Source organism: Kitasatospora sp. NPDC058218, from assembly GCF_042882445.1.
In the GTDB taxonomy this organism is placed as follows: Bacteria; Actinomycetota; Actinomycetes; order Streptomycetales; family Streptomycetaceae; genus Kitasatospora.
In genome coordinates, this window is the sequence record NZ_JBHVWC010000079.1 from 15,510 (window position 1) to 39,741 (window position 24,232).

Sequence of the window (24,232 nt, forward strand, 5' to 3'; positions counted from 1 at the left end):
CGGCCGAGCGGCTTCGCGACCGGGGCGGGCTCGCCGGGGGCAGGCGTCGCCATGGTGTGGAACGGCCCCGGCCCGGCGTCGCCGTCCAGGAGCAGCCGGTTGTCCGGGAAGGCGTCCTCGCCGCCGGTCGGCCGCAGGTCGGGATCCGTGCGTGGTTCGGTCACCGGCGACGTGTCCACGTCCACGGTGCGCGGCGGTGCGTGGAGCGGCCCCGCCGGGCCCGCCGGCCGCTGGGCGGCGGCCGGGTGCGGCTCGGCCCAGAAGTTGTCGATCAGACCGCCGACCTGGTGGATCATCACCCGATGGGTCGGGAAGTCGTACCGGATGATCGGCGGCAGGGGGAGGTGCGCCTGGCCCTGCAGAACGGCCCGCTCCCGGGTGTCCTCCAGGATGCGGTAGGCGATGCTCCTGCGGTGCGCCTCCGTCCAGTGGGCGGGCATGCCGTCGCCCGCCTCCACCACGAGATGGGGCATCGCCGCGTCCACCCGCGCGGCGAAGGATGCCGCCATGTCCACCAGGTCGGCGGATGCAGGACGCTCCGCCGTCCCGGGCACGCCCGGCGCACGCAGCGGCTGCACCCGCGGGGGGACGTACCCCGGGGCCGGGGTCAGGGCGGTCGGCCTCTCCCCGCCCAGTGCCCGGACGAGCTGCGGCAGGGTGAGGCCGGCGCCGTCCGCCGTGTTCATGATGTCGGGCATCAGGACGGTCAGGGCGGTGCGCCGCCCCTCCGTGAGGATCCGGGCGGCCTCGTTCCCGTCCGCGGTGGCGGCGGCCTGCTGCTCCGACCCGATGACGAACAGCACGGGGTCGACCCCGGCCACCGATCGGGCCTGCGCCGGGTCGTCGACGAAGACCAGCCGCAGCCGGGTCATCGACGGGCCCGCGCCCTCGCTGAGGTACGCGTCGGTCCGCTCCTGCAGTCCGGCCCGGTTCTCCGGGGTGTCGACGCCCTCGGGCAGGTGGACCGGGACATCGACCTCGACGCCGGTCTGGGAGCTGTCGAAGCGCACGTGGCGGACGAGCAGGCCGCGCTCCGGCGCGAGGGCCACGGCCCGGTCGGCGGAATGCCCGACCACGCCGGAGTCGCTCCACCGGTGATACGGCTGCACGGCCGCCGGCCGGTGCACGAGGTGCCGGCCGTCCTGGGTGGTGATGCCCTCGATGATCACGCCGTCGGCGATGGAGGTCCAGCGCTCCGGCCCGTCGGCCGGGGTCCGCGGCGGGCCCTGCGGCCGCGGGCGCCGCTGGTAGGCCGCCGCCACCGCGCCCTCGACCTGGCTCCGGGTCCACTCCCGCGGGTAGAGCGTGTGGCCTTCCGTCCCGGTCCGCCGGCGCTTCCAGTTGGCGGGGATCCGGGCCTCGGGTGAGTCCGGGTGCACCGCGGGATCGAGGTACCAGACGTCCGCCCGGTAGGTGCCGTTGGCGTTCGTGTGCCGCGGTTCGTCGACCCGGACACCGTGGAACCGGCCGGCCACGCCGTTCGGGGCGTGGTGGACACCGGTGAGCCCCTGCCGGTCCCCGTAGTGCTGGAACCCGTGGGCGGCGGTGGTGAACGTGCCGGAGGAGCGGAACGGCAGGTACCCGGCCGCGTCCAGGCCGTCCTGCCACGCGGACGGCCGGAACGAGACGATCCGGTCGCCCCGGACCTCGCCCTCGATCCGCACGCCGCCGTACTCGCCCAGGAAGTGGTAGGCGGCGTCCGCCCGCTGCTCGTGGGCGGCACCGGCGTCGGTCACCCGACTGCGCTGGTAGCCCTCCAGCCTGCGGGCCGTGAGCGGGTTGCCGCCGCCCGGCAGGGTGCCGTCCGACTGGTGCTCACCCGCCCGGCGGGCGGCGAGATGGGCCTGCTCGGCCGCGTACACGGCCTGGTCCGTCGTCCAGTGGCTCGGGAACATCTTCCGGTTCACCGGCCCGGACGCGGGCACCTCGATGTCACCGGCCAGCGGGTGGGTCCGGACCGTCCGCTCGACGGCCTCCCCCACCACATCGAAGGTGCCGTTGCGCCTCAGCGAACCGGACACCACCGCCGGTCGCTCCCGACCGGCGGTCGGCGGCGGGAGCAGGTGCCCGCCCCGGGCCCCCGGTTCGTCCCCGCCGTACAGCGCGGTGCGGATGACATCGCCGTCGATCCTGACCCGCCTCGGCAGCCCGTCGGCCGTGAAGCGCTCGCCGGGGACGGGGTCCTGGACCGGCACGCGGAGCGCCCGGTCGATGCCCGCGCCCAGTTGGCGGAGGTTGCGCGGCTGCAGAACGCCGTCGGTCGTGAGGCGGCCCGGCCCCTGGGACGTGTGGTCCGCTCCGATCGAGTGCCTTCCGTCGGCCTCCGTCTGCAGGGATCCCATCAGACCGCCGTCCGGGTACGCCGCTCGGCGCCCGACGGGCGACGCCTCGGCGTACTCGTCCGACAGCCCGAGGTGGTGCCCGAGTTCGTGCGCGAGGGTCCGCGCGGAGGTGCCCAGGTGCCAGCTCCGGTGGTGCTCGCGCACCAGTCCGGGATGGATCGCCACGGTCTGAGCGGGCGCCCCCGCGCCTTCGACGAGCACGACCCGGACCCTCAGCAGATCGCCGTTGGGCAGCCGCTGGCCGAGGTTGTAGGTCTGATCGACGCCCTCGGCCATCCGGGCCTTCAGCTCGTCCAGCGCGCTGCGGATTCCCTGGTCCTCCAGGGTGAGGCGGCGGGTGTCCAGGTGGAGCCGCACCGTCAGCACGGACTCGCGGTCCCCTCCGGGCAGGTCGCGCCGGTGGATCTCGAACCGCTGGCCGCCCCGGGAGTCCAGCCCTCGGACGAAGGCGTCCGTCGGCGGCCCCACGGTGGTGAGGGGATCCCCCAGGTCCTCGGTGGCGGAGACGTTGCGGTGGTGTGCCTCACCCCAGAAGTCGGTGATCAGGCCGCCCTCCGTCAGCACGTTGATCCGGAGGCCGCCGAAGGAGCCGCGGTGGATCACCGGAGCCGACTCCCCGGCGACGGCGTCCGCGGTGGGCGTGCCCGGATCGTTCCTCCGGACCGAGTCCGCGGCGTACTGCCTCGCCTCCCGCGGCCAGCCCTGCGGCAGCCCACGGCCCGCGTCGGCAGGCAGGTCGCGTGCGAACGACCCGGTGACATCGACCTCCTCGCCGCGGACCCAGGCGTCGCCCTGACCGGTCCCGTCGCCGTCGTGGGGCGCCTGGTCCGACACGGCCAACTGCCGGGTCCACGGCTCCAGCGGCGGCATTCCGTCCGCGAGTTGCTCCAGCAGACCGTCCAGCCCGACCCGCTCCACCTCCGCTACCAGTCGGGGCGCCAGCTCGTCGAAGCCGGTCACGGTGTCGGCGGGCATGTCGATGCGCGGCCGGCCCTGCGAAGCGTCGTCGAACTCCAGCCGTATCCGGACCGGCGGGGCGTCGGGCGACCGGGGCGCGGTGCTCTGGACGTAGCTGTCGGCGAGAGCCTGCAGGTGCTCCATCATCGCCTGGGCCTCGGGGTGTTCGAGGCCTCCGGGGTGCTGCAGCTCGAACTCGGCGGTGATCTCCAGGCCTTCCTGGCCGCTGTCGAACAGCACCCGCTGAACGGCCAGCGGAGGTCCGTCGGCCACGCCGACCGGCTGGGCCTCGCCGACGTAGACCACGTGCTCCTCCCCGGGCCAGCCGGTGTGCGGCGCGTGCGGCTGCTCCAGGGTCGGGCTGTGCAGCACGATCCCGCCGTTCAGGGTGATGCCCTCGATCCTCACACCGCCGGACTCGCCGACCCAGTGGTGGAGGGGGCCGGGGCCGACCCCCTGGAGGTATCGGTCCGCCCCCTGGACCCAGAGCAGCGAGCCGGCCGGGAGCTCACGCGTGACGAACCTGCGGTTGAAGGCCTCGTCAACGTGCAGCGACGTGGTCTCCGCCGTCCAGTCCTGCGGGTAGTACGCCCCCGTCCCCGCGGCCGACGCCCGCCGGCGCAGGTTCTGCGGGAGCGCCGCATCCGGCGATCCCGGCTCGACCCCGTCGACCGGCGTCCAGTCGTACACCCGCACGACCCCGTTGTGGTCAGGGGCGTGCCCGGCAGCCGGCCAGGCGCTGGGCCGTACCGGCTCCGTCGGCGACCCGTTCGCCTGCAGCGCGATGTGCCACACCCCGCCGGGGCGGGGGAGGGTACGGGCGTGCGCCGCGACGGAGCCGGCGCCCGGACCCGTGGGCCCGGTGGTCCCGCTGTACAGCAGGCCGTTGTCCGTGTCGCCCGCCGCGGAGTGCTGCGGGAGGTCCGCCGGGGCGTCCCCCGTCAGCGGGAGCTCCCCGGCCGGCTGGAGGGCGCCGCCCTCCAGGTCCGAGGGACCGTCGAAGTCGTGCTGCTGGGCATTCGGCAGTGCGGCTGCCCGGCCGTCGCCGACCACGCGCACGTCGTCGATCAGCCCGTCGCTCGTCCGGCGCTCGTACACCAGGACGGCGCCCTGGAACAGCACCTCGCCGATCGTCCGGTCGTCCGGGGTGGCCGGGTGCGGTCGCTCCTCCGCCCGTGTCCCCGCCGCCACCGCGAACATGGCGTCGCGGGCCGTCCACCCTCCCGCCAGGGGTTCCTCGCGTCGACGGAAGGTGGGGGCGAACTCGCCCGTGATCGAAGTCTCCTGGCTCTGCGTCAGCTTGCCCACGGTCGCCGGGCGACGGCCTGTCCCGGAGCTACCGGGCTCGGCGAGTTCCGGCACCCGCCCACCGTCCAGGGGAAGCCACTGCGGGCTCCGCTCCCTCGCGCCGTAGGTGCCCGCCCAGCCGGCGAGATCGGTACCGGTCAAGGCGGTGAAGTCCGGCAGCAACGCCGGCAGCTCGATGGCGTCCGCCCGGTTCGCCGACGTGATCCGGGTGCTGGAGTGCGCACCCTCCGGCGAGTCGACGAATTCGACGGTGATCCTGGTCAGGAGGTCGTCCGGTCCCCGGTGGCGCAGGGCGTACGCGTCGGCGGCGTCCTGTACCCGCTGCCTGTGCGCGGCCTGCGCACCCGCGTCGAGCCCGTCGAACTCCAGATGGACGGGGACGACGAACTCGACCCCGTGCTGGGCGTTGTCGAAGCGGACCCACCGGACGAGCACATCGAGGTCGGGGTCCCCGGCGATCCGCTCCCGGCGCCCCGTCGAGCGCGCGACCTCGGCAGCGCCCTCCCAGCCCTCGTACACGTGCTGCTCGGTGGCCGGGCGGTGGGCGACGTGCTGCCCGTTCCTGGTGATGCCCTCGATCCGGACCCCGTAGGCGGAGCCGACCCAGTAGGTGCTCCCGTCCGCCCGCGTGAAGCTGTGCTCCGGCGAGAGGCCCGCCCGTTCCACCGCGCGGAGGAGATCGGTGGACGTCCAGTCCTTCGGATAGAAGGTGTTCGGCTCGCCGCCCTCGCGGCTGTGCCAGCGGGTCAGCGCCTGGGACAGCGGGCTGGACGGGCGGACCGCCGCGTCCAGGAACCAGACCCTCGAGTGATAGGTGCCGTTGCTGTTCGTCCGCACAGGCGGATCGATCCAGAGGCCGTGGCGGGCGGCGACCGTCGGGTCGGGCTCGTGGTGCGCACCGCCGAGGGTCTGCCGGTCCCCGTAGCGGACGACGTCCGAGACGCGGGTCCCGAACAGACCGTGCGTCGAGTTCCACGGTATGTGGGCGGGCGTGTCGAGCCCGCTCTGGTCGAGCGAGGGACGGAACGAGACGAAGTGGCGCCCCTCGGTCTCCCCCTCGATCCGCACACCGCCGTACTCGCCGACCCAGTGCCGCGCGACGGAGCCGGGCTCGGGAACGGTGATGTTGCCGGTCCGGCGCGCGTGCAGGTACGCCTGCTGCGCCGCGTACACCGCGATGTCGGCCGTCCAGTGCTCGGGGAACATCATCCGGACCGGCCTGGGCCGCAGCAGGGCCAGGTCGTCCACGGACCGGGTACCCGGCGCCTCACCGGCGTCGGCGAGGAACGTGCCGTTGCGGTTGGGGCCGACCGGCGCCTCGTCGGGGTGTGCGAGGAGCATGCCGCGGTCACCCGGCGCCAACGGCAGGCGGCGCCGGTCGGAGGCCGCCGGCGGGGTCAGATGGCCGCCCCGCCCGTCCGGGCCGTCGAAGAGCGCGGCCCGGCGCACGGCCTCGGGGAAGATCGCCCGCTCCGGCGGCTCGAACCCCTTCGGCTTCCGGGGGGTGGTCCCGAATGCCCGGTCGAGCACCTCGCCCAGCTCGGTCAGGTTGCGCGGCATCAACTGGTTGGTGCCGCCGAGGATCTCGCCCTCCTGCGTCCGGTACTCCCGGTCGAAGGAGTAGCGGCCGAAGGCGTCGAGGTTCCGGCTTCCCATCAGCCCGCCGTCGGCGTACGCCGGCCTGGGTCCCTTCGCCGCCTCGCGGTACTCGTCGGCCAGGCCGATCAGATGGCCGACCTCATGGGCATGGGTGTACCACTGGCCGTCCAACCGCCAGTTGCCCGCGTTCGGGCGGTCCAGGCGCGGCCATGCCGTGATCGGATAGGCGCCGTCCGACGGCCGGTCGACGAACCGGAGCTCCACCTTCAGCAGGTCCCCGTTGGGCAGCCGCTGCCCCCGGTCGTAGACCCGGCTCACCCCTTCCTCCGCGCGGCGCCGCAGCTCCGGCAGCCAGTCGGTGAACGGCGGAGCGTTCCGGTCCGCCCCCGCCGGCGCCCTGAGGTACAGCTTCACCGACACGATGGTCTGGGTGTCGCCGTCCGGCAGTTCGACCCTTCGGGCCTCGAAGCGCGTGCCCTTCGGCTCCAGGACGTCGGCGGTGGCCAGCAGCCGCACCGGCTCCGGCACCGTGTCGAACAGCCGGTGCCCGAACCGCTGACCCGGCTCGCCCCAGACGTCCGTGATGAGCCCGTTCTCGTGGCGCACGTTGATCCGGACCCCGGCGAACTCACCGCGCAGCACCAGCGGCGCCCGGCCGTCGGGGCCCGGTTCGCCGACCCGGTCGGCCGCCAACGCGTGCTGATCGTTGTTGAGCCGGTGGCCCTGGACCCGGAAGGTCTCGGCGGCGGCCAGTCGGACCTCGTCCGCCGTCCACTCCTCGGGCAGGCCGCGACGGGAGTCCCAGGCCTGCTCGGTGAACAGGCCGCGCGCACGGGCCAGCCTGGTCCCGAGCCGGTCGATCAGGGCGGGCGCCGGCTCGTCCGTCGCCGGCAGCCCGGGCTCGCGCACGTGGAGCAGCGGGAGGTCCTCCGGGGTGGCCCGCAGCGGTGCCCGCTCGGCGAGCAGGCGCACCGCACGGTCCAGACCGGGCCCGCCGGAGGTGAGTTCCGCGGGCAGGTGGTCGGCGAGCACCGGGTCGGTGTCGGCGTGAACGGTGCGGGTCAGGTGGGCGGTGGCCGGGTCGTCGGTGAACTCCAGGCGCACGGTGACCAGTCGGCCGTCGCCCAGGGTGAGGGCGTGGTCCTCGGCCAGCCGCTGCAGGTGCTGCCTGGCGTCGGCCGACCGCGCGGGCCCCGTCCCGGGCTCCGACTGCAGGTGGACCTTGACGGTGAACCGGACGGCCTCCTGGCCGCTGTCGAGCAGGTGACGCCGGCCGGTCAGCGTCAGGCCGCCGACCGGCACGTCCACCGCCTCGGACCGGTCCGCGACGGCGTGCGCCTCCCAGCGCGTGTAGGGGGCGTGCGGCCGCAGCTCCGCCGGGCCGTGGGCCACGATCACGCCGTCCCGCGAGATGCCCGCGATCGGGGTCAGGCCGGCCGTCCCCAGCCACCGGACGGTGCGGCCGCCGTCCGTGGACAGCTCACTGGTGCGGTTGGCGAACGCCTCCTGGGCGAACTCCGCCATGTCCGCGGGTCGCATCCAGGTCGGGTAGAGCAGGTGCCCCCGCTCGTCGGCCGAGGCGTGCCAGCGGGACGTGAAGGAGGCCATCGGGGCCCCCGGCTCCACGGCCTCGTCGAGCGTCCAGACCCGCACCCGGCGGAAGCCGTGCTCGGACGCGGGGTCCGCCTCCGTCACCGGCAGTGCGGACAGGTCCATACCCCTGGCGCGCAGTTCCTCCTGCGTGGCGCCGGTGTGGATCTCCGCGGCGCTCCACCAGCCCCGCCGGACCGACGGCGCGCCGTCGGTCCGGGGCGTGGGGCGGAGCACCTCGTAGGGCGGCGGGGTCAGGCCCCGCTGGTCGTCGGAGGGGCGGAAGGAGACGAACGCGCCGCCCTCGCCCAGTTCGCCCTCGATCCGAACACCGGCGTACTCGCCGGTCCAGCGGAAGCCGGTCGGCGTCGCGTCCACCGCGCCGTTGCGGCGGGCGTCGAGGTAGGCCTGCTCGGCCGCGTACACGGCACGTTCCCCGGTCCAGTGCTCGGGGAAGAGCGTGTGCTCCCGCCCCGGGGCGGCGTCGTCCCCGGCCGCCCTGACCCGCAGGGTGCCGTTGGCGTTGCGGTGGAACACCTCGCCCTGCTCGGCGTTCCGGGACGCGGCGCGCACTGCGGTCGTCCGGACCTCCTCGCTGAACTCCGCCCTGGCCGGCAGCACGTCGCCACCGTGGTCGACCCCGGCGGGGTGGCCGAGCGCCTGGTCGACCATGCCGCCCAGTTCCCTCAGCCGTTCGACCGACGGGGCCGGGACGACCCGGTCCGATCCACCGACGAGGAGGCGCTCGACCGGCAGGCCGAGCTGCCGCCCGAGGTGTTGGACCATCGTCTCCGGGGAGGTCGTCAGCCCCCAGGTCGCCATGGACCGGCGCGCCGTCCCGGGCGTCAGGTGAATCGTGCGATGAGCGGCTTCCGGGTCGTCGGTGAACTCCGTTCGGACACGGAGCAGTGTCCCGTCGGGCAGCCGGTGGCCGGTGTTGAAGGCCTCCGCGGCCTCCCTGGCCGTGCTCTTGAGGTGCTCCGCGATCCGGGTCAGGACGGCAGGGTCCTGCTGTGGCCCGGACGGCAGGACCAGGTGCGTGCGCAGGACGAGGACGGTGGCCTCCTCCCCGCTCTCGCTCAGGACGCCGCGCCGCACCTCGAACGGCCGCTGCGGGCCGGCGGCGGGCGTGACCTCGGCCGACGCGTGGCCGGGCTGCAACTGCGACCTCGGGTCGGGCACCGCCGCCTGGTGGGCCGCGGTGTGCGCGGCCGGCACGGTCGGGTCCAGCATCCGCAGGGTCGACCCGCCGACCGGGCGCGGCAGGTGGTGCTGGGGTTCGAAGACCTGGTTCGGCGTCCCGTAGTAGTCGGTGATCTCACCGTTCTCCAGCTCGACCCGGAGCTCGGCGCCGGCGAAGCGCCCGACGACCGAGGCCGTGACACCGGGCGGGATCTGGGCCCGCTCCACCACCTGCGCCGCCGCGTGCTGGCCCTCCCGCACCGTCCACTCGGGGGGCAGGCCCCGGCCGGCGGCGGGGCCTGCCGGGAAGGCCACGGCCGGTCCTGCCAGCGTGTCCATCCGGCTCACGGTCGGCGGGCGCTCGCCGGTGCCCGGGGTCAGCGGGGCGCGGAGCGGTGACTCCGGCTCGTGCGGGGCGCCGGTGAGGCGGTCGGCCCAGGTGATCGGATGCTCGCGGGTCAGTTCGGCGACCAGGTCACCGAGGTTTCCGAGGCGTGCCCGGAGATCGATCGCGAACATCATCTCGCCGTTCGGCAGCGGCCGCGCCGCCACCGTCAGGTCGAAGGGCCCGTCGACGAATTCGAGCGTCACCCTGACCGGCGGTCGACCGGGGAACGACGACCCGACGTAGTGGTCCGCGATCGCCTGGAGCGCGGCCTCCCGGCTGGGGTTCGTCCCGGCCCTGTCCACCTGGACGCGCAGTTCGGTGCGCAGCGAACCGTCACCGAGCAGGTCGCGGTGGAAGGTGACGGAGCGGTTGCGGTCGCCGTCCATCACCGGGTGGGCCTGGAAGCTCGCCACCACCGTGGCCTCGCCGAGGTTCCGGAACGGCTGCCAGGTGGTAGGCCGGTGGACGAGGTGCTGCCCGTCCCGGAAGATGCCTTCGATCCGGACACCGCGGGCCGTCCCGATCCAGTGCAGGCTCCCGTCCGGCAGCCGGCGGGTGTGAAGCCTCGACTCGAAGGCCCGGTCCACGTAGCGGAGGAGCTCCTCGGCCCCCCAGTCCCTGGGGTAGAACGTCCGGCTCGGCTCGTCGGCGCGGCGGAACTCGCGGGTCGGGAACTCGCTCAGCGGTGCGTGCGGCGCGATCGTGGGGTCCAGGAACCAGACGGCCGCCCGGTAGGTGCCGTTGGGGTTGCGCTGCACGGGCTCGTCGATGCGCAGGCCATGGTCGGCCGGCGTCATGCCCCGGTGGTGGTGGACACCGGTGAGGGTCTGCCGGTCCCCGAAGCGGGTCAGGTCCTCGACCCGGTGGCCGAAGCCCGATGTGTTCCGGTGCGGTGCGGTGGACGGTGCCACGAGCCCGTGCTGGTCGTCGGAGGGCCGGAAGGAGGTGAACGCGTTCCCCCGGATGTCGCCCTCGATCCGCACCCCGTCGTACACGCCGGTCCAGTGCTGCGACCCGAACTCGTCCGTGGTGACCCCGCCGTTGCGGCGGGCGTCCAGGTACGCCTGCTTCGCCGCGTACACCGCGTCCTCGGACGTCCAGTGCTCGGGGAACATCGTCCGGATCCGGCCGGGCCTGCCCACCGCCAGGTCGTCCGCCGTCCGCCGCCCGCCCGGCGGGTCGCCGGCGTCGGCGAGGAAGGTGCCGTTGGGGTTCTCGGACCCGGGCAGCCGGTGCAGCCGGCGCCGCTCGGAGGCCGGCGGCGGCGTCAGGGGTCCGCCCCTGCCGTCCGGACCGTCGTAGAGGGAGGACCGCAGCGCGGCCTCGTCGAAGGACGCGCGCAGCGGGTCCCCGCCGGGTTCCTGCCACCGGGGTGCGGTCTCGAAGACCCGGTCGAGCACCGCGCCCAGCTGGTCCAGGTTGTGCGGCCTGAGCCCGACGGCGGGGCGGTCGGTCCCGTCCTCCAGCCGGGGGTGGTCCGCGTCGTACCAGACCCGGCCGTGCTGGTCGAGCGCGGGCGCGGTCATGAGCCCGAGCTCCGGGTAGACCGGGCGGGGACCGTCCTCGGCCCGGCGGTACTCGTCGGCGAGGCCGAGCAGGTGGCCGATCTCGTGGCCGACCGTCCTCGGCGCGGAGTGCACGCCCCAGTTCACCGCGCTCTCCTGCGGCTGGTCGAGGAGGACGTTGACGGTGTGGTGGGCGTCCTGCGGATCATCGACGAACCGGACCGCGACCTCCAGCACATCGCCGTTGGGCAGCCGCCGACCCTGGTTGAAAACCTCCCGGACGCCCGCCTCCGCGTTGAGGCGCAGGCGGTCGAGGCTGCGCTCGACCTCGACGCGGCCGCCTTCCAGATCGAGGGGGTTCAGATGCACCCGGACGGTCAGGATCGTCCGGGTGTCGCCGCCGGGTGTGTCCTCCACCCGGCGCGCCTCGAAGGACTGCACGAACTGGGCCTGAAGCGACCTCAGGAACCGGTCGGCGGGCGGACGCACCTCTGCCGTGTCCAGGACCCGAACCGGCACGGGCCCCGGCTCGGACGCCGCCTGGTCGCCGAAGCGCTGGCCCGGCGCGGCCCAGAAGTCCCTGATGGTCCCGCGCTCGACCAACAGCCTGATCCGGGCGCCGGCGTACTCGCCTTCGACCATCCGCGGGACCCGTGAGTTCCGCTCCTCGGCCGGAGTGTCCAGGAAGACCTGGTGGGCGGCGTGCCGGCGGTCCTGCGCGTTCCAGGCCGCGGGCAGGCCGAGGCCGTCGGCGGCGCCCCGCTCAAGGTTGAACCGCGCGGGGGTGGCCGCGGCCGCCGGCACGTGGACGACGCCGGGCGTCGCCTCCACCGCGGGGTCGGGGAGGCGCAGCATCGCCGCGTGGTCGGCTTCCAGGTCCATCCGCGCCGCACGGGTGACGTCGGACACGGTCGCGACCAGGTCGCCGGCGTTTCGGGGGTGGAGCACCGGCGGCAGGTGCTCGGCGAGATTCGGCTCGGCCACGGGCCGGATGCGGGTCCGCCAGTCGGCTGCGCGTGGGTCGTCGGTGAACTCCAGGGACAACGACAGGCGCTGCAAGCCGCCATCGCCGCCGCGGAACCCGTCGAAGTGGCGGTCGGCGCGGTGGGCGAGTCGCTCCCGCACGTGCTGGATCTGCTCGGGCGTCATCCCTTCCGCCGGAGCCAGGTGGATCCTGAGGGTGAGCCGATGCACTTCGTGGCCGCTGTCGTGAAGGACCCAGCGTCCGGTCATCGCGACGTCGGAGGGTATTGCGACCGCGCGCGACACGAAGAGTTCGCGGCTCCGCCGCCATTGCGGGTCGGTGTCGTTCTGGCCCTCGGCCGGCGCGTGCGCCACGACTCGGCCGTTCTGCGAGACACCGGTGATCGGTACCTCGTCGTGGGCACCGATCCAGCGTGTCCGGCCGCCGCCCAGGTTGACGGCGAGGGTCTCGGGGGCGTCGGCGGCCGCGGCGGCCGCCACCGAGGAGGCCGCGCGGGCGGCGTCTTCCACGGTCCAGTGCTCGGGGTAGAGCAGGTGCCCGCGCGGGTCCGCCAAGGGCTGCCAGCGGGACGGGAACCGGGCCAGGATCGATCCCGGATCCACGTCGGGGTGCAGCTCCCACAGAGGTGCTCGCCGGTCGCCGTACTCGTCCACCAGCACGGGGTCGGAGCCCCGAAGGCCGCGGGTCCCCGCAGCTCGCCGGCCGTCGATGGGGACGGCCCGGTCCGGGGTGTACCCGGGCGCCGTCAGGTCGGCCTGGCGGGCGGACGGGCGGAACGAGGTGAAGGTACCCGTGGCGTCCAGCTCGCCCTCGATCCGGACGCCCGCGTACTCGCCCTCCCAGCGGTGGCCCGCCCCGGCCGGCCGGACTCCGCCGTTGCGGCGCGCGTCGAGGTACGCCTGCTCGGCCGCGTACGCCGCCCCCGCCTCGCTCCAGCGCGCCGGGAACAGGGTGCGCTCCCCACCGCCCTCCGCCCGGACCTGCACGGTGCCGTTGGCGTGGCGCCGGACCAGCTGGTGCGGGCCGACCGCCTCCGGGGGGAGGACCGACGGCAGGTGCCCCTGCGCGGCCGTACGGACGGCCCCGTCGAACACCGCCCTGGCCGGCAGGGCTTCGGAGTCGCTGCGCAGGGGCCCGCCCAGCGCACCGTCCGCGAACTCGCCCAGCCTGCCAAGGCGGTCCGGTGTCAGGACCGGGGCGGTACGGCTCGACCCGCCCTCCGGGTGCTCCTCGACGGGCAGGTCGACGGCTCGGCCCAGCTGGCGGACCAGTTCCTCCCGGGAGCTCCCCAGATGCCAGTTCCGGTCGTCCAGACGGGCGCTACGGTCGTGCAGGCGCACCGTGTGGTGCGGGTCGTCCCCGCCCGCCACGAACTCCACCCGCACCCGCAGCAGGCTGCCGTCGGGCAGCCGGTGGCCGGTGTTGAACTGCGCTGCGCCCGCCCTGATCCGGTCCTCCAGGGCGCGGATCCGGACGGCCGGGTCGATCGGCCGTCCCTGGGCGTCCCGCGTGGCCAGGCCGGACCCGTCCAGGTGCGTGCGCAGCACGAGGACGGTGGCGTCCTCGCCGTCGGCCAGGACCCCTCGCCGCAGCTGGACCCGCCGCTGCGCGGCGCCTTCGCCGCCCAGGGTGACCTCGGCCGAGGTGTGCCCCGCCTCCAGCCCGGTGGCGAACTCATGGCTCATGAGCGACGAAACACCGGGCGACGAGGACGAGGAAGACGAGGACGACTCGCCCGCCGTGTCGTCGGTGAAGCGGGGAGCCGAGGGCGCGCCGACCGGCTCCGGGACCGGGTGGGTGTGCTGGGGCGCGAGCTTCTGTCCCGGCACGCCGTGGTAGTCCACGACCCGGCCGCCCTCGGTCCGGACCTCCATCCTGACCCCGTTGAACGAACCCTCGTAGAGCTTCCGACCCGGCTTCTCCGGATCCGGCCGCCCGACCCCGTTCGACATCACGTCCGCCGCAGCGGACATGGCCTCGATCTGCGTCCACGCCGGAGGCAGACCACGGCCCGCGCCCTCCGGAAGCGGGTCCACGAAGCCGTACCTGAGCATCGTCTCCGTGCCCGTCATCTTGCTGACGGTCGCCGGGCGTTCACCCGTGCCGGGCGTGCCGGGCTCGGTGAGCGGCGGGGCCACCGGGCGCGGGCGCGGCTGCGCGGCACCCGGCCGGTCCGTCCAGCCCGTCCTCGGGGCGCCGTCGGCGAGCGTGCGGGCCAGTTCCCGGAACGGGCGGTCCGGTACGTCGACCAGCTCGGGCAGGAACCTCCGCAGGTCGAGCACGTCCGTGTCGGCCTCGCTGCGGATCAGGGTGCTGCTGTGGGCGTCCTCGGCGCTCCGGGTGAACTCGATCGTCAGCCTCACCGGCGCACCGCCGTCGCCGTGCTGGTCCCGGACGTAGGCGTCGGCCGCCCTCTGGAGGTCCCTCTCGACGGTCTGCCTGCGCGCGTCCCCGGTGCCCTCCTCGAAGGTCAGGTGCACCTTGGCCGTGAGCTCGACGCCCTCCTGCCCGTTGTCGAGCCGGGCGTGCCGGACGGTCACCCCGTGGCCGCCGGGCGCCGTCTCCACCCGGGCCGACGCGGACGTCGCGAGCACGTTCTCCTCGCGCCAGTGGGCGACGGGCTGCTCGACGGTCGGCCGGTGGACCAGGTGGAGCCCGTTGCGGGTGATCCCCTCGATCCGGACGCCGTCCGCCTCGCCCACCCAGTGCTCGGCCGAACCGGGCCGGGGCCGGGGGCCGATCCGTGCCGCGTGCGCGGCGTACGCGGCGTCGACGGCGGCCAGGACGCGGTTCCGGTCCCAGGCATCGGGGTACATCGTGTGGGCCTCGCCGTCGGGGCGGCGGTGCCAGCGCGACTCGAAGTTCGCCAGTGGGGCGCCGGGAGACACGGTGGGGTCGAGGAACCAGACCCTGGCCTGGTAGGTGCCGTTCTCGTTGGCCTCCCCGACGCGCTGCACCTCGATGCCGTGGACCCTGGCGGCCGCCGGGGTCGGTGCGTGGTGGACGCCGGTGAGGGTCTGCCGGTCGCCGAAGCGGGTGTGCGTGTCCGTCCCCAGACCGAACAGCCGGTTCGCGGGTCGCGCCGGCTCGTGCGTCGGCGTGACCAGGCCGCTCTGGTCCTCGGAGGGCCGGAAGGCGCCGAAGTGGCCCCTGGTCACCTCTCCCTCGATCCGCACACCGCCGTACTCGCCGACCCAGTGGTGCGAGCCGCCGCTCTCGGTGATCCGGCCGGTGCGGCGGGCCGTGTGGTAGGCCTGCTCGGCCGCGTACACGGCGTGGTCCGCCGTCCAGTGCTCGGGGAACATCGTCCGCCGGCCCTGCGACCCGGCGGCTGCCGGGCGGGGCGCCATCACGATGTCGCCGGCCGACGCGTCGGTGACCACCCGCGGCGGCTCGACGGCCGGGGCCTCGACCCGGAAGGTGCCGTTGCGGTTCACCGGCTCGGCCGCCCGCACCGGGCGGGGCCGGTCCGAGCCCTGTCCCGGGTACAGGTGGCCGCCGGTACCGTCCTCGCCGCCGTACAGCGCCGTGCGGCGGGCCTGCTCGTCGAAGCCGGCCCGGGGCGGCACGGCGCCGGGGGCGTCGGGACGGATCGGCACCTGCAGCGCCGCGTCGACGACGGCGCCGAGCTCCCGCAGGTAGCGCGGCGGCAGACCCAGCGGGGTACGCCGGGCGTTCGCGGTGCCCAGGTGGTCCATGTCCACCTGGAACAGGCCGAACCGGTCCAGGTGGTCGGCGGTCATGAGCGCGCCGTCCTCGTACACGGGCCGCCAGCCCCAGACGGCCTCCCGGTACTCGTCGTCAAGACCCAGCGTGTGCCCGAGTTCGTGGGCGAGGGTCCGCTCAGTCGAGGCCAGGCTCCACTCCCCGGCGTTCTCCCGGGCGAGCGTGCGGTGGACGACGACCGAGTGGTGGGCCTCCTCCGGGGTGTCCACGAACTCCACCCGGACCTGCAGCAGATCGCCGTTGGGCAGCCGCTGGCCCCGGTTGAACTGCTCTCCGACGCCGCGCCCCGCCCTGTCCCGCAGCTCGGTCAACGCCGTCCGGGTGGCCGCGTCCAGGCCCGCTCCCGGGGCGGTCTCCAGCCGCGAGGTGTCCAGGTGCATGCGCAGGGTCAGCGCCGTCCGGGTGTCCCCGCCGGGGAGCTCGACGCGCTCGGCCTCGAAGGACTGCCAGCGACGCTCCGACAGCGTGCGCAGGAAGGCGTCCTCGGGCGGACGGACCTCGGCGCTGGCGAGCACGCGGCGCGGGCCGGTCTCCACCGTGGGCTGCGGAGCTCCGTCACCGGTGCGGACGCCCCAGAAGTCCGTGATCCGGCCGTTCTCGACCCGCACGGCGACGTCGACGCCGGCGACCGTCCTGATGCGGACCGGCGGGGCCTGCGCCCCGGTGGCCAGGAGGTCCGCTCCGCCGCCCTCCGCGGAGCGCGCGACCACGTCGGCCGCGAACCGGGCCTCCTCGGTGGTCCACTCCGGCGGAAGCCCCCGGTGCGGCTTGTCCCAGGCCTCCTCGGTGAAGGACTCCCGCAGGCGGGGCAGCTGAGCCGCCATGGCGTCCGTGGACCGGGGCAGCGGCTCGTCCTGACGGACCGTGCCGGGCTCGCGCAGGCTGCCGGGCACCGGATCCGGGATCACGGCCGGCGGGGCGAACGGGTCCGGCTGCGTCTCGGTCGGCCGGTGGGTGAGGATCTGGCCGTCCCGGCTGAGCCCCTCGATCCGGATGCCGTAGGCCTCGCCGACCCAGTGCACCGTCCGGCCGTCGGCCAGCGTCACCTGCCGAATCGGGTTGGCGGCCACCTCCCACGCCGCGGTCGTGGTGTGCCCGATCGTCCAGCCTGCGGGGTAGCGCATCGGCGCCGGCGCGTCGGCCGGACGGTGCCAGCGGCTCGGGAACGCGGCCAGCGGCGAGTCCGCCGGCAGGGCCGGGTCCAGGAACCAGACCTCCGCGCGGCCGGTGCCGTTGCCGTGGAGGGTCTGCGGATCGACCGGGCCGGCGTGGACGCCGAGAGCGAGCGCCGTCGCGAAGTCGACCTCGTGGTGGACGCCGGTCATGGTCCGCCGGTCGCCGTAGTCGGCGATCCGGCCCAGCTCGGCCGCGTCGGCGGGCGCGGGCCGGTTCGGCGCGTAGTCCGGGGCGGTCAGCCCGTGCTGGTCGGTCGAGGGGCGGAAGGAGGTGATCAGGCCGTCCTGCTGGTTCCCCAGGATCCGCACTCCCGCGTACACGCCCGCCCAGCGGCGGTCGGTCGGCTGCAGGCCGCGGGCCACCGCGTCGAGGTGCGCCTGTTCGGCCGCGTACACGGCCTCTTCCGCCGTCCAGTGCGCCGGGAAGAGCGTCACGTCCGTCATGCCGTCGCCCGTCTGCAGGCGCAGGGTGCCGTTGGGGTTCCGGTGGTACTCCCCACCCGGGTGGGCCTCCCGCAGCTCGGACGTCAGCAGATGGCCGATCCCGTCGTCCTGCCCGTACAGCGAGGCGTCGCGGACGTGCGGCTCGATGGCGGGGCGCGGTGCGGGCGCGGCGCCCTCCGCCCCGGCCACCGGGGCGAACGCGCCGTCGACGGCGGTGCCCACCTCGCGCAGGCCGCGCACGACCGGGCCCCGCACGGCGCGGCGCCCGCCGGGGGCGTTATCCCCGTGCGTCTCCCGGTGCTCGTCCCGCAGGCCGAGGGACCGGCCGAGCTCGTGGGCGAGCACGTCGCGGCTCACCCGCAGGCCCCAGTTGGCCCCGTCCTGGCGGACGGTTCCGGCGTGCACCTTCACGGTGTGGTGGGCGGCGTCGGGCGTGGAGACGAACTCCACCCGGACCCGGAGCACGCTGCCGTCCGGCAGCCGGTGGCCGGTGTTGTAGGCGTCCGCCACGGCGGCCGCGGCCCTCGTGCGCAGGGCGTCCACGGCACGGTCGGACCGTGCGGGAAGCCCCGCGGTGTCCAGGTGCGTCCGCAGGACGAGCTCGGTCGCCCGGGTGCCGTCGGGCAGGGTGCCGCGCCGGGCCTCGAACGGCCTCGGTGCTGGGGCGTCCTCGGGCCCGGCGGGACGGTGGACGTGGGCCGTGGTGAAGCCCGCCGCCAGGTGCGAGACGGGCGGCACGGGCACGACGTTCTGGTCCTCGCCGCCGTGCGGCACCACCGTGGGGGTCAACGGGTCGGTGGTGTCCCCGGGGACGAGGGGGTGGTCGACCGGCGTGAGCGGCGGCGTCGCGGCCGGCTGGTCGGCGAGGTCGGTGGACTCGGTGGACTCGGGGGCCTGTTTGGGCGCGCGCGGGGCCATCGGCGGCAGCTCGGTGGTCGAGTCCTGCCCGGCGTCCGTCTGCGCCTTCGCGGACTTCGGGGCCGGGCGGAGGTCGTCGGTCAGCAGCGGGGGCGGCGTCGGCACCGGAGGCTCGTCGCCCGGGGTGCGGCGGTCCCGGGTGGGCTCCTGGCCCAGCAGGACCGACGCGATGCTCTCGGTCTGCCGCGCGGGCCCGGTGCGCCGCGGCCCCTCGGTGGGCAGCGGCTCCTGCGCCGGGTGGCGCCTGTCGGCGTCGGGCTCGCCCGGGGGGCGCGGGGTGGGCGCGTGCGGCGGCGGGGCGACCGGGGGGGTGTGGTCGGACGAGGTCGTGGGAACGGGCGCCGGGCGGCTGACGTCCTGGTGCGCGGTGGTGGTCGTCGCCGTGGCGGTCGCCGTCGCCTGCGTCCGCGGCGGGGTGTGCTCGTTCGACGCCTCCGTCCGGTTGTGCTGGTCCGGCGGCAGGTCGGTGGCGGACTGGGTGGCCCGCGGCGTCGGCCTGCCGGGCGTGCCGGCCTTCGGGGCGTCCTGCTTCGGCGCCTCGGACTTCGGCGCCTCGGACTTCGGCGCCTCGGACTTCGGCGCCTCGGACTTCGGGCCGGTAGCCGGGTCGTCGTGGGACTGCACCCGGACGGGCGGCGTGGTGGCCGTCCCGGTGGTGGTCGAGGTGGCCGGCTTGGCGTTCGGCGCCACCTGCGCGTCCCCGCTGCTGGACGTCTTCGACGGCCGCGCCGGCGGGGGCGTGGCGGGGGCGTCGTGGGTTCCGAGGAACTCCAGGGCGTGCAGACCGATCGGTGCGTCCGAGTGGAAGTCCATGTGCTGCAGGAGCTGCTGCATCAGCTTGGCGACCTCGGGGTCGGCCTTCGGCGAGTCGATCTTCACCCCCGAGGCGTGCGAGATGCCCTTCGCCACGTTCTCCAGCGAGGTGTCACGCGCCAGGACGGCGGCGTCGAAGGACCCGCTGTGGCCCATCCGGGGCACCGGGTACGGGACGACCTTGCCGGACGCGAGGCAGGCCAGGGCGGCGAAGTTGATCGGGTGGTGGAGCGGGAAGTTCTTGGACGCACCATCCGTCACCGCCGCGTGCTGGGTGTCATGGACCCACTGGGTGTACCTGTGCATCAGGGGGCTGGCCCCCAGGTGCATCACGTGGCCCATCATCCCGGTCATCATGCCGCCGACGAAGCTGCCCCCGGTGACGGTGAACTCGTGGTTCTCCCCGAAGATGAGGTTGTAGAAGCCCTCGGTGAGGACGTTCTGCACACCCGACTTGACGTACCCGCCCACGGCCACACCGAGGTGGAACATCTTGTTCCCCGCCGACATGTGCTCGGCGAGGTCGGGCAGGGTCTCGGCCAGCATCCTGAACTCGCGCCCCTCGAACTTCACTCCCCCGTGGGAGAGTGCCGATCCGAGCGCGTCCTTGAGTCCGGCCCGCTCTGCGGCGTTGCCGGCACCCTTGGCCACCCAGTTGGACGCGAAGGCCTCACCGAACTCCCGGCCGAGCGCCTTGGCGGCCGCGGCACTGCCGACCTCCTTGCCGAAGTGCTTGGTGAAGATCTGCTCCATCTCCTTGACGAAGATCTCGCCGAGGGTGCCCTTCCCCGTCTTGCCGAACCCGTGCTGCAGCTGCTCGGTGGCCGCCTCCATCAGGCTGCCGAGGTCCCGGGAGAAGGCCTTGGCAGCGGCCTTCGCCTCCTTGGAGATGGCCTTCGCCGCGAGGGCCTTCTCCGAAGCCGCGATCGCGTCCTTGCTGACCTTGCCGAGCGCCCCGACCCCTTCCTTCTCGGCCGCCTTGACCGCGGCTTCCAGCAGGCCCTTGAGCCCGTCGATGTTGCCGTGGACCAGGAAGTTGCTCAGCTTGTCCGCCAGCAGCCGGCCGCCGCTCTTGCCGAGCAGCCGCCCCAGCAGCTTGCCGAGCCCCAGCCCGAAGAGCTCCAGCGGGCCGCCGAGCACACCGCCGATGAGGCCGAAGAGGACCGCCTGCTTGGTGTACTCCTTGTCGATGTGGTCGCGGTTGCCCTGCCCGATCTGGAGGTTCTGGATGATGCCGTCCATCAGCAGGCCGCCCACGATGCCCGAGAACGTGTGCATCGCGATGGTCTTGAGCAGGTACTTCATCAGCGCCGTGAGCGCGACCTTGGTGAGCAGCTTCCTGAGCACCAGCCCGGACAGGCTGGCGCCGAAGCTGAACGGCGCCCAGAAGATCGCCAGTGTGATCTCGACCATCAGCTGCACCAGCTGGGCGATCGCCATCCACTTGGTGTACTCGACCGAGTTGGCCACGTCGCCGGCGCAGTCGGCCAGCGCCTTGGCGGTCTTGGCCGCCGCCGACACGTAGTCCTCCCCGCCCTTGTCGGCCTGGCCGATGAACGAGTTCATCTGGTAGGCGAACGACGTGGCGGCCTGGCCCTGGAACTGGTCCTTGCAGTGCTTCGCCACCTTGGCGATCAGGTCGCGCAGTTCGGGCAGCTCCTCGTGCAACCGCTCGTAGGCGTCCCGGATGTCGCGCAGGTCGCCCTCCTTCACCTCCGGCCAGGGCATGCCGGTGATGATGGTGAAGAAGCGCGCAGTCGAGGCGTTGACCTCGATCGAGGAGTGGGGCACGTGCTGCCTGCCGTTCCGGGTCGTTCCAGGGGGCGCCCGCGCGCCGTCACTGCTTGTCGGGGGTCCTACGGCCGAATCGCCCACCGGTCCGGGGAGGGGCTCGGAGATCCGGGGTCAGAACTTGTTGGCGATCTCGTGGGAGTGCTCGTCGGCCTTGTCCAACGCGTCCGCCAGCACCTCCCCGTTCTCGCCGACCGAGCCCATCGTGCTGCTGATCTTGAGGATCAGGTCGTAGAGGTTCTTGGTGCCCTCGTCGACCTGCTCGTGGTACTGCTTGCCGATCTCGTCGTTGCCGCCGACCTTGAGGTTCGCGTCATTGATGAACTTCGCGTCCTTGAGGATCTTCGCGGTGAGGTCCTTGAGTTCGAAGAACTCGGTGAAGCTCCGCTTGAGTTCGGCGGTCTTCGCGGTGGTGCCCTGGCTAGCCATGGAACTCCTCCTGACGGTCCGACTTCTTCTTCTGGTCCTCGGGCTGGTGGCCCGGGCGCATGGCCCAGAGCGGTTCGAGGATCTCGTCCAGCTCGGTGCCGCCGGTCATGGAGAGCCGCAGCGTCTCCCCCATGCCGTCGAACCGGCCGATCCGCTCGGCGACCTGCTCGCCCACGGCCGCGCGGGCCTCGTTGAGCGAGTCGGTCAGGACCTTGGCCAGCTCGGCGGGGGCCATCTCGCGGTAGTCGTTGGTGTGGAAGGTCATCGAGACGACCTGCCCCTGCGAACCGACCTTGACGGTGACCATGCGGTCCTTGGAGGTGACCGAGGCGGTGAGCTCGTTCATCTCCTTCTGCATCTCCTCGGCCCTGGCCAGCTCGCTCTGCATCTCCGCCATCGCCTGGGCGATCTGTTCCGCGAAGGGGTTGCTCATGTGCTACGTCCTCTCGTGTCGTCAAAAGCTGGAGACCCCGTCCGCCTTCGGGCGGACGGGGCATCCCGGCTGCGTCAGCGTCCGATGACGCCGTGCACGGCACCGGTCTCGGTGCCCCAGGTCTCCTCGTCCTCCGCCAGCCAGGTGGTGCGCCGGCGGTCCTTGTCGTTGGGACCGCCCTGGCCGGCGCCGCCCATACCGCCACCGGGCGGCATCATCGGCGGCATGCCGCCGGAGCTGGTGGGGGTCTGCCGGCCGGTCAGCAGGGCCTGCTCCTGGGCGGCGGCCTTGGCTGCCTTCTCCGCGGCCATCCGCTCGGCGTTGGCCTGGTCGACCGAGGCCTTCATGGCGTTCGGGTCGCCGCCGGAGGCGAGCGCCCGGGAGCTCAGACCGCCGCCCATTCCGGTGATCAGCGGGCTGCCACCGGAGGTGAGCGGACCCCCCGAGCCGGACAGGCCGCCGAGGCCACCCGTGTTGTAGGAGAAGCCGCCGGGGCCGAAGTTGCCGGGCGTCAGCAGGTCGTCCCCGCCGCCACCGCCGCCGGAGTACCGGTCGGCGAGCAACTGCCGGTACTGCGAGACGGTGTTGCCGTCGCCGTCGAGCAGGGTGCCGTCCGGCCCGATGGTGTAGTTCGGACCGGCCACCATCGGATTGCCGTTGGAGTCGAGCACGGGGTTGCCGTTCTCGTCGACGATCCGCCCGTCCTTGGTGATCACCGAACCGGGCGGCACGGTGACGGGCCTGTTCGACCCGCCGCCGCCCAGCAGGAGGTCGTTGGAGCTGCCGAGGTTGGGGTTGCCGATGAGGTCGAGACCCGAGTTGTTGGTGCCGTTACCGGTGCCGTTGCTGCCCGTACCGAGCCCGAGGTTCGGCAGGCCCGACCCGCCCCCGCTGCTCCCGCTGCCGTTCCCCTCCAGCTTGAGGTCCGGGCCGCCCTGGTTCTTGAGGTCCGGACCGCCACCCAGGTTCAGCTCGGAGCCACCACCGCCACCGCCGCCACCGCCCTTGAGGGTGGGGTCGTCGATCTTCGGGTTCCCGATGTCGTTGGTCTTGTCGTCCTTGGTGGGGTCGGTCTCGTCCTTCTTCGGCTTGGGCATGATGAGCGGGAAGGGCTTCAGCGGCCTCGCGGCACCCGCGGCGGTCTGGTAGGCGTTGCCGATCGACGTGAGCGCCTCGTTGGCCGCCGTGTCCAGGATGCTTTTGACGTTGGCCAGCCAGATCTCCCGCCCCCTCGCCTCCACCTGCTTCCAGAATTCGGCCTTCGTGGGGTCGCCGTACGCCGCACCCGACAGGATGAAGTCCATGCCCGACACTTCGCGATCGTTCTTGATCGAGCCGTCTTTGGTCTTGTCGTCGTGCTTCGTGTACCAATCGGGCGTGCTGGGATCCTTGTCCGTCGTCAGCACCTTCAGTGTCGCGCCCTTGAGTGCGTCCACGAGGGCTGCGGACACGGCGTTCGTCGGCCAGGCGGTGGCCGAGTTCCACCACTCCGACCAGCCCTTCCAGAGCCGCTGGATCGCCTTGGTCACGACCGGCTCCTTGGCTGTGGGGTCCTGGCAGTCGCGCAGGTACTTCTCCACGGTGGACTGCCGGATCATGCGGTTGTCGGCGTCGATCTCGTTCCGGAACGCGATCAGTACGGCGCGAAAGGCCCCCGCCGCGCTGCCCTGCCAGTCGCTGTCCTCATCGGCGACGGACTTCGCCCAGTCCTCCTCGATCGCCTTGATCCACCCGTCCAGGAAGTAGGTCACGTCCCTGACGGCGTCCGCGGCATGGGTGAAGGCTTCGAGGTCGAACAGGTCGTTGGCCTTGGTCGCGCCGGTGTAGAAGTGTTCCAGCGGCGCCCTGCTGGCCGTGAACCCCGCGAGCTTGGCACCCGGGCCGTCGAGGTTGGGGTAGATGATCCTGGCCCCGACGACGTAGCTGCCGTGCTGCACATTCTTGTCCGTGTCGGTGTACGTGAAGTACCAGGCCACCCAGGCGTCGGTCGAAACTTGGGTGCCGTCGAAGGCGCCTTTCTCGTCCTTCACCCCCTGCCAACCGGCGGTGCCTTGCGCGTGGGTGCTGTTCGTGTCGATCCACGGCTTCTCGTCGCTGTAGACCGTGTCCCGAGTGACCGGTTTGTCGTTCGTCGCGCCCAGAAAATTGAGTGCGTCTTCCCAAACGTGCCCCATGACAGACCTTTCCGCGGCGTGGCGCGACCGAACGTGAAGCGGGGTCGGCCCGGTACCGGGCCGACTCCGCAGTACTGACGAGAACTCACCGACGGGTTACTTGGTCCCCGCCCCCGGATTCAGGGTCCGTTCGGCCAGCGTCATGAACTGCGCGTAGTCCAAGGCCTCGTCCTTCGCGTTGTTCAGGTACCGGTCGGCGAGCATGAGGTCGATGGACAGCGTGTCCAGCTGGTCGACGACGGTCCCCAGCATCGCGGCGATGGAACCGGTGTAGTCCTTGATCGCCGTGGACAGCGTCTTGGGAGCGGTGAAGGCGCCGGCACTGCTGCCGACCAGGATCGGCGTGTCGCCCGAGGCGTACGCCCTGATCTTGCGCACCGCCTCGTTGGTGTTGGTGCCCTCGATGAACTTGGCGATCTTGTCCTTGACGAACTGGTCCAGAAAGCCGTCGGTGATCTCGACGTCCGCCACGG

5 protein-coding genes (1 of these 5 running past the window's edge) are annotated in these 24,232 nt (G+C 73.5%); all 5 read right to left on the reverse strand.

Annotation, left to right across the window (positions count from 1 at the left end; all coding sequences use genetic code 11):
* A protein-coding gene (locus ACFVYI_RS36665) for an EndoU domain-containing protein (RefSeq protein ID WP_387893661.1) crosses the window boundary here: on the reverse strand, positions 1 to 20,723 show its 5' portion. Its footprint begins 15,229 nt before the window's first position; only the first 20,723 of its 35,952 coding nucleotides appear in the window; its start codon is at positions 20,721 to 20,723; its stop codon lies off the left edge, out of view.
* 114 nt (positions 20,724 to 20,837) lie between these two features.
* Positions 20,838 to 21,152 (reverse strand): hypothetical protein, encoded by a 315-nt coding sequence (locus ACFVYI_RS36670; protein WP_387893663.1) that lies wholly within the window; start codon positions 21,150 to 21,152, stop codon positions 20,838 to 20,840.
* On the reverse strand, positions 21,145 to 21,585 hold the full coding sequence (locus tag ACFVYI_RS36675) for a YbaB/EbfC family nucleoid-associated protein (RefSeq protein WP_387893665.1): 441 nt from the start codon (positions 21,583 to 21,585) through the stop codon (positions 21,145 to 21,147). The genes ACFVYI_RS36670 and ACFVYI_RS36675 overlap by 8 nt, the downstream gene beginning before the upstream one ends.
* Before the next feature lie 74 nt (positions 21,586 to 21,659).
* Positions 21,660 to 23,615, reverse strand: a complete 1,956-nt coding sequence (locus ACFVYI_RS36680) for a hypothetical protein (protein WP_387893667.1) — start codon at positions 23,613 to 23,615, stop codon at positions 21,660 to 21,662.
* A gap of 240 nt (positions 23,616 to 23,855) precedes the next feature.
* Positions 23,856 to 24,230, reverse strand: a complete 375-nt coding sequence (locus tag ACFVYI_RS36685; RefSeq protein ID WP_387893669.1) for a hypothetical protein — start codon at positions 24,228 to 24,230, stop codon at positions 23,856 to 23,858.
* Positions 24,231 to 24,232: the final 2 nt, after the last annotated feature.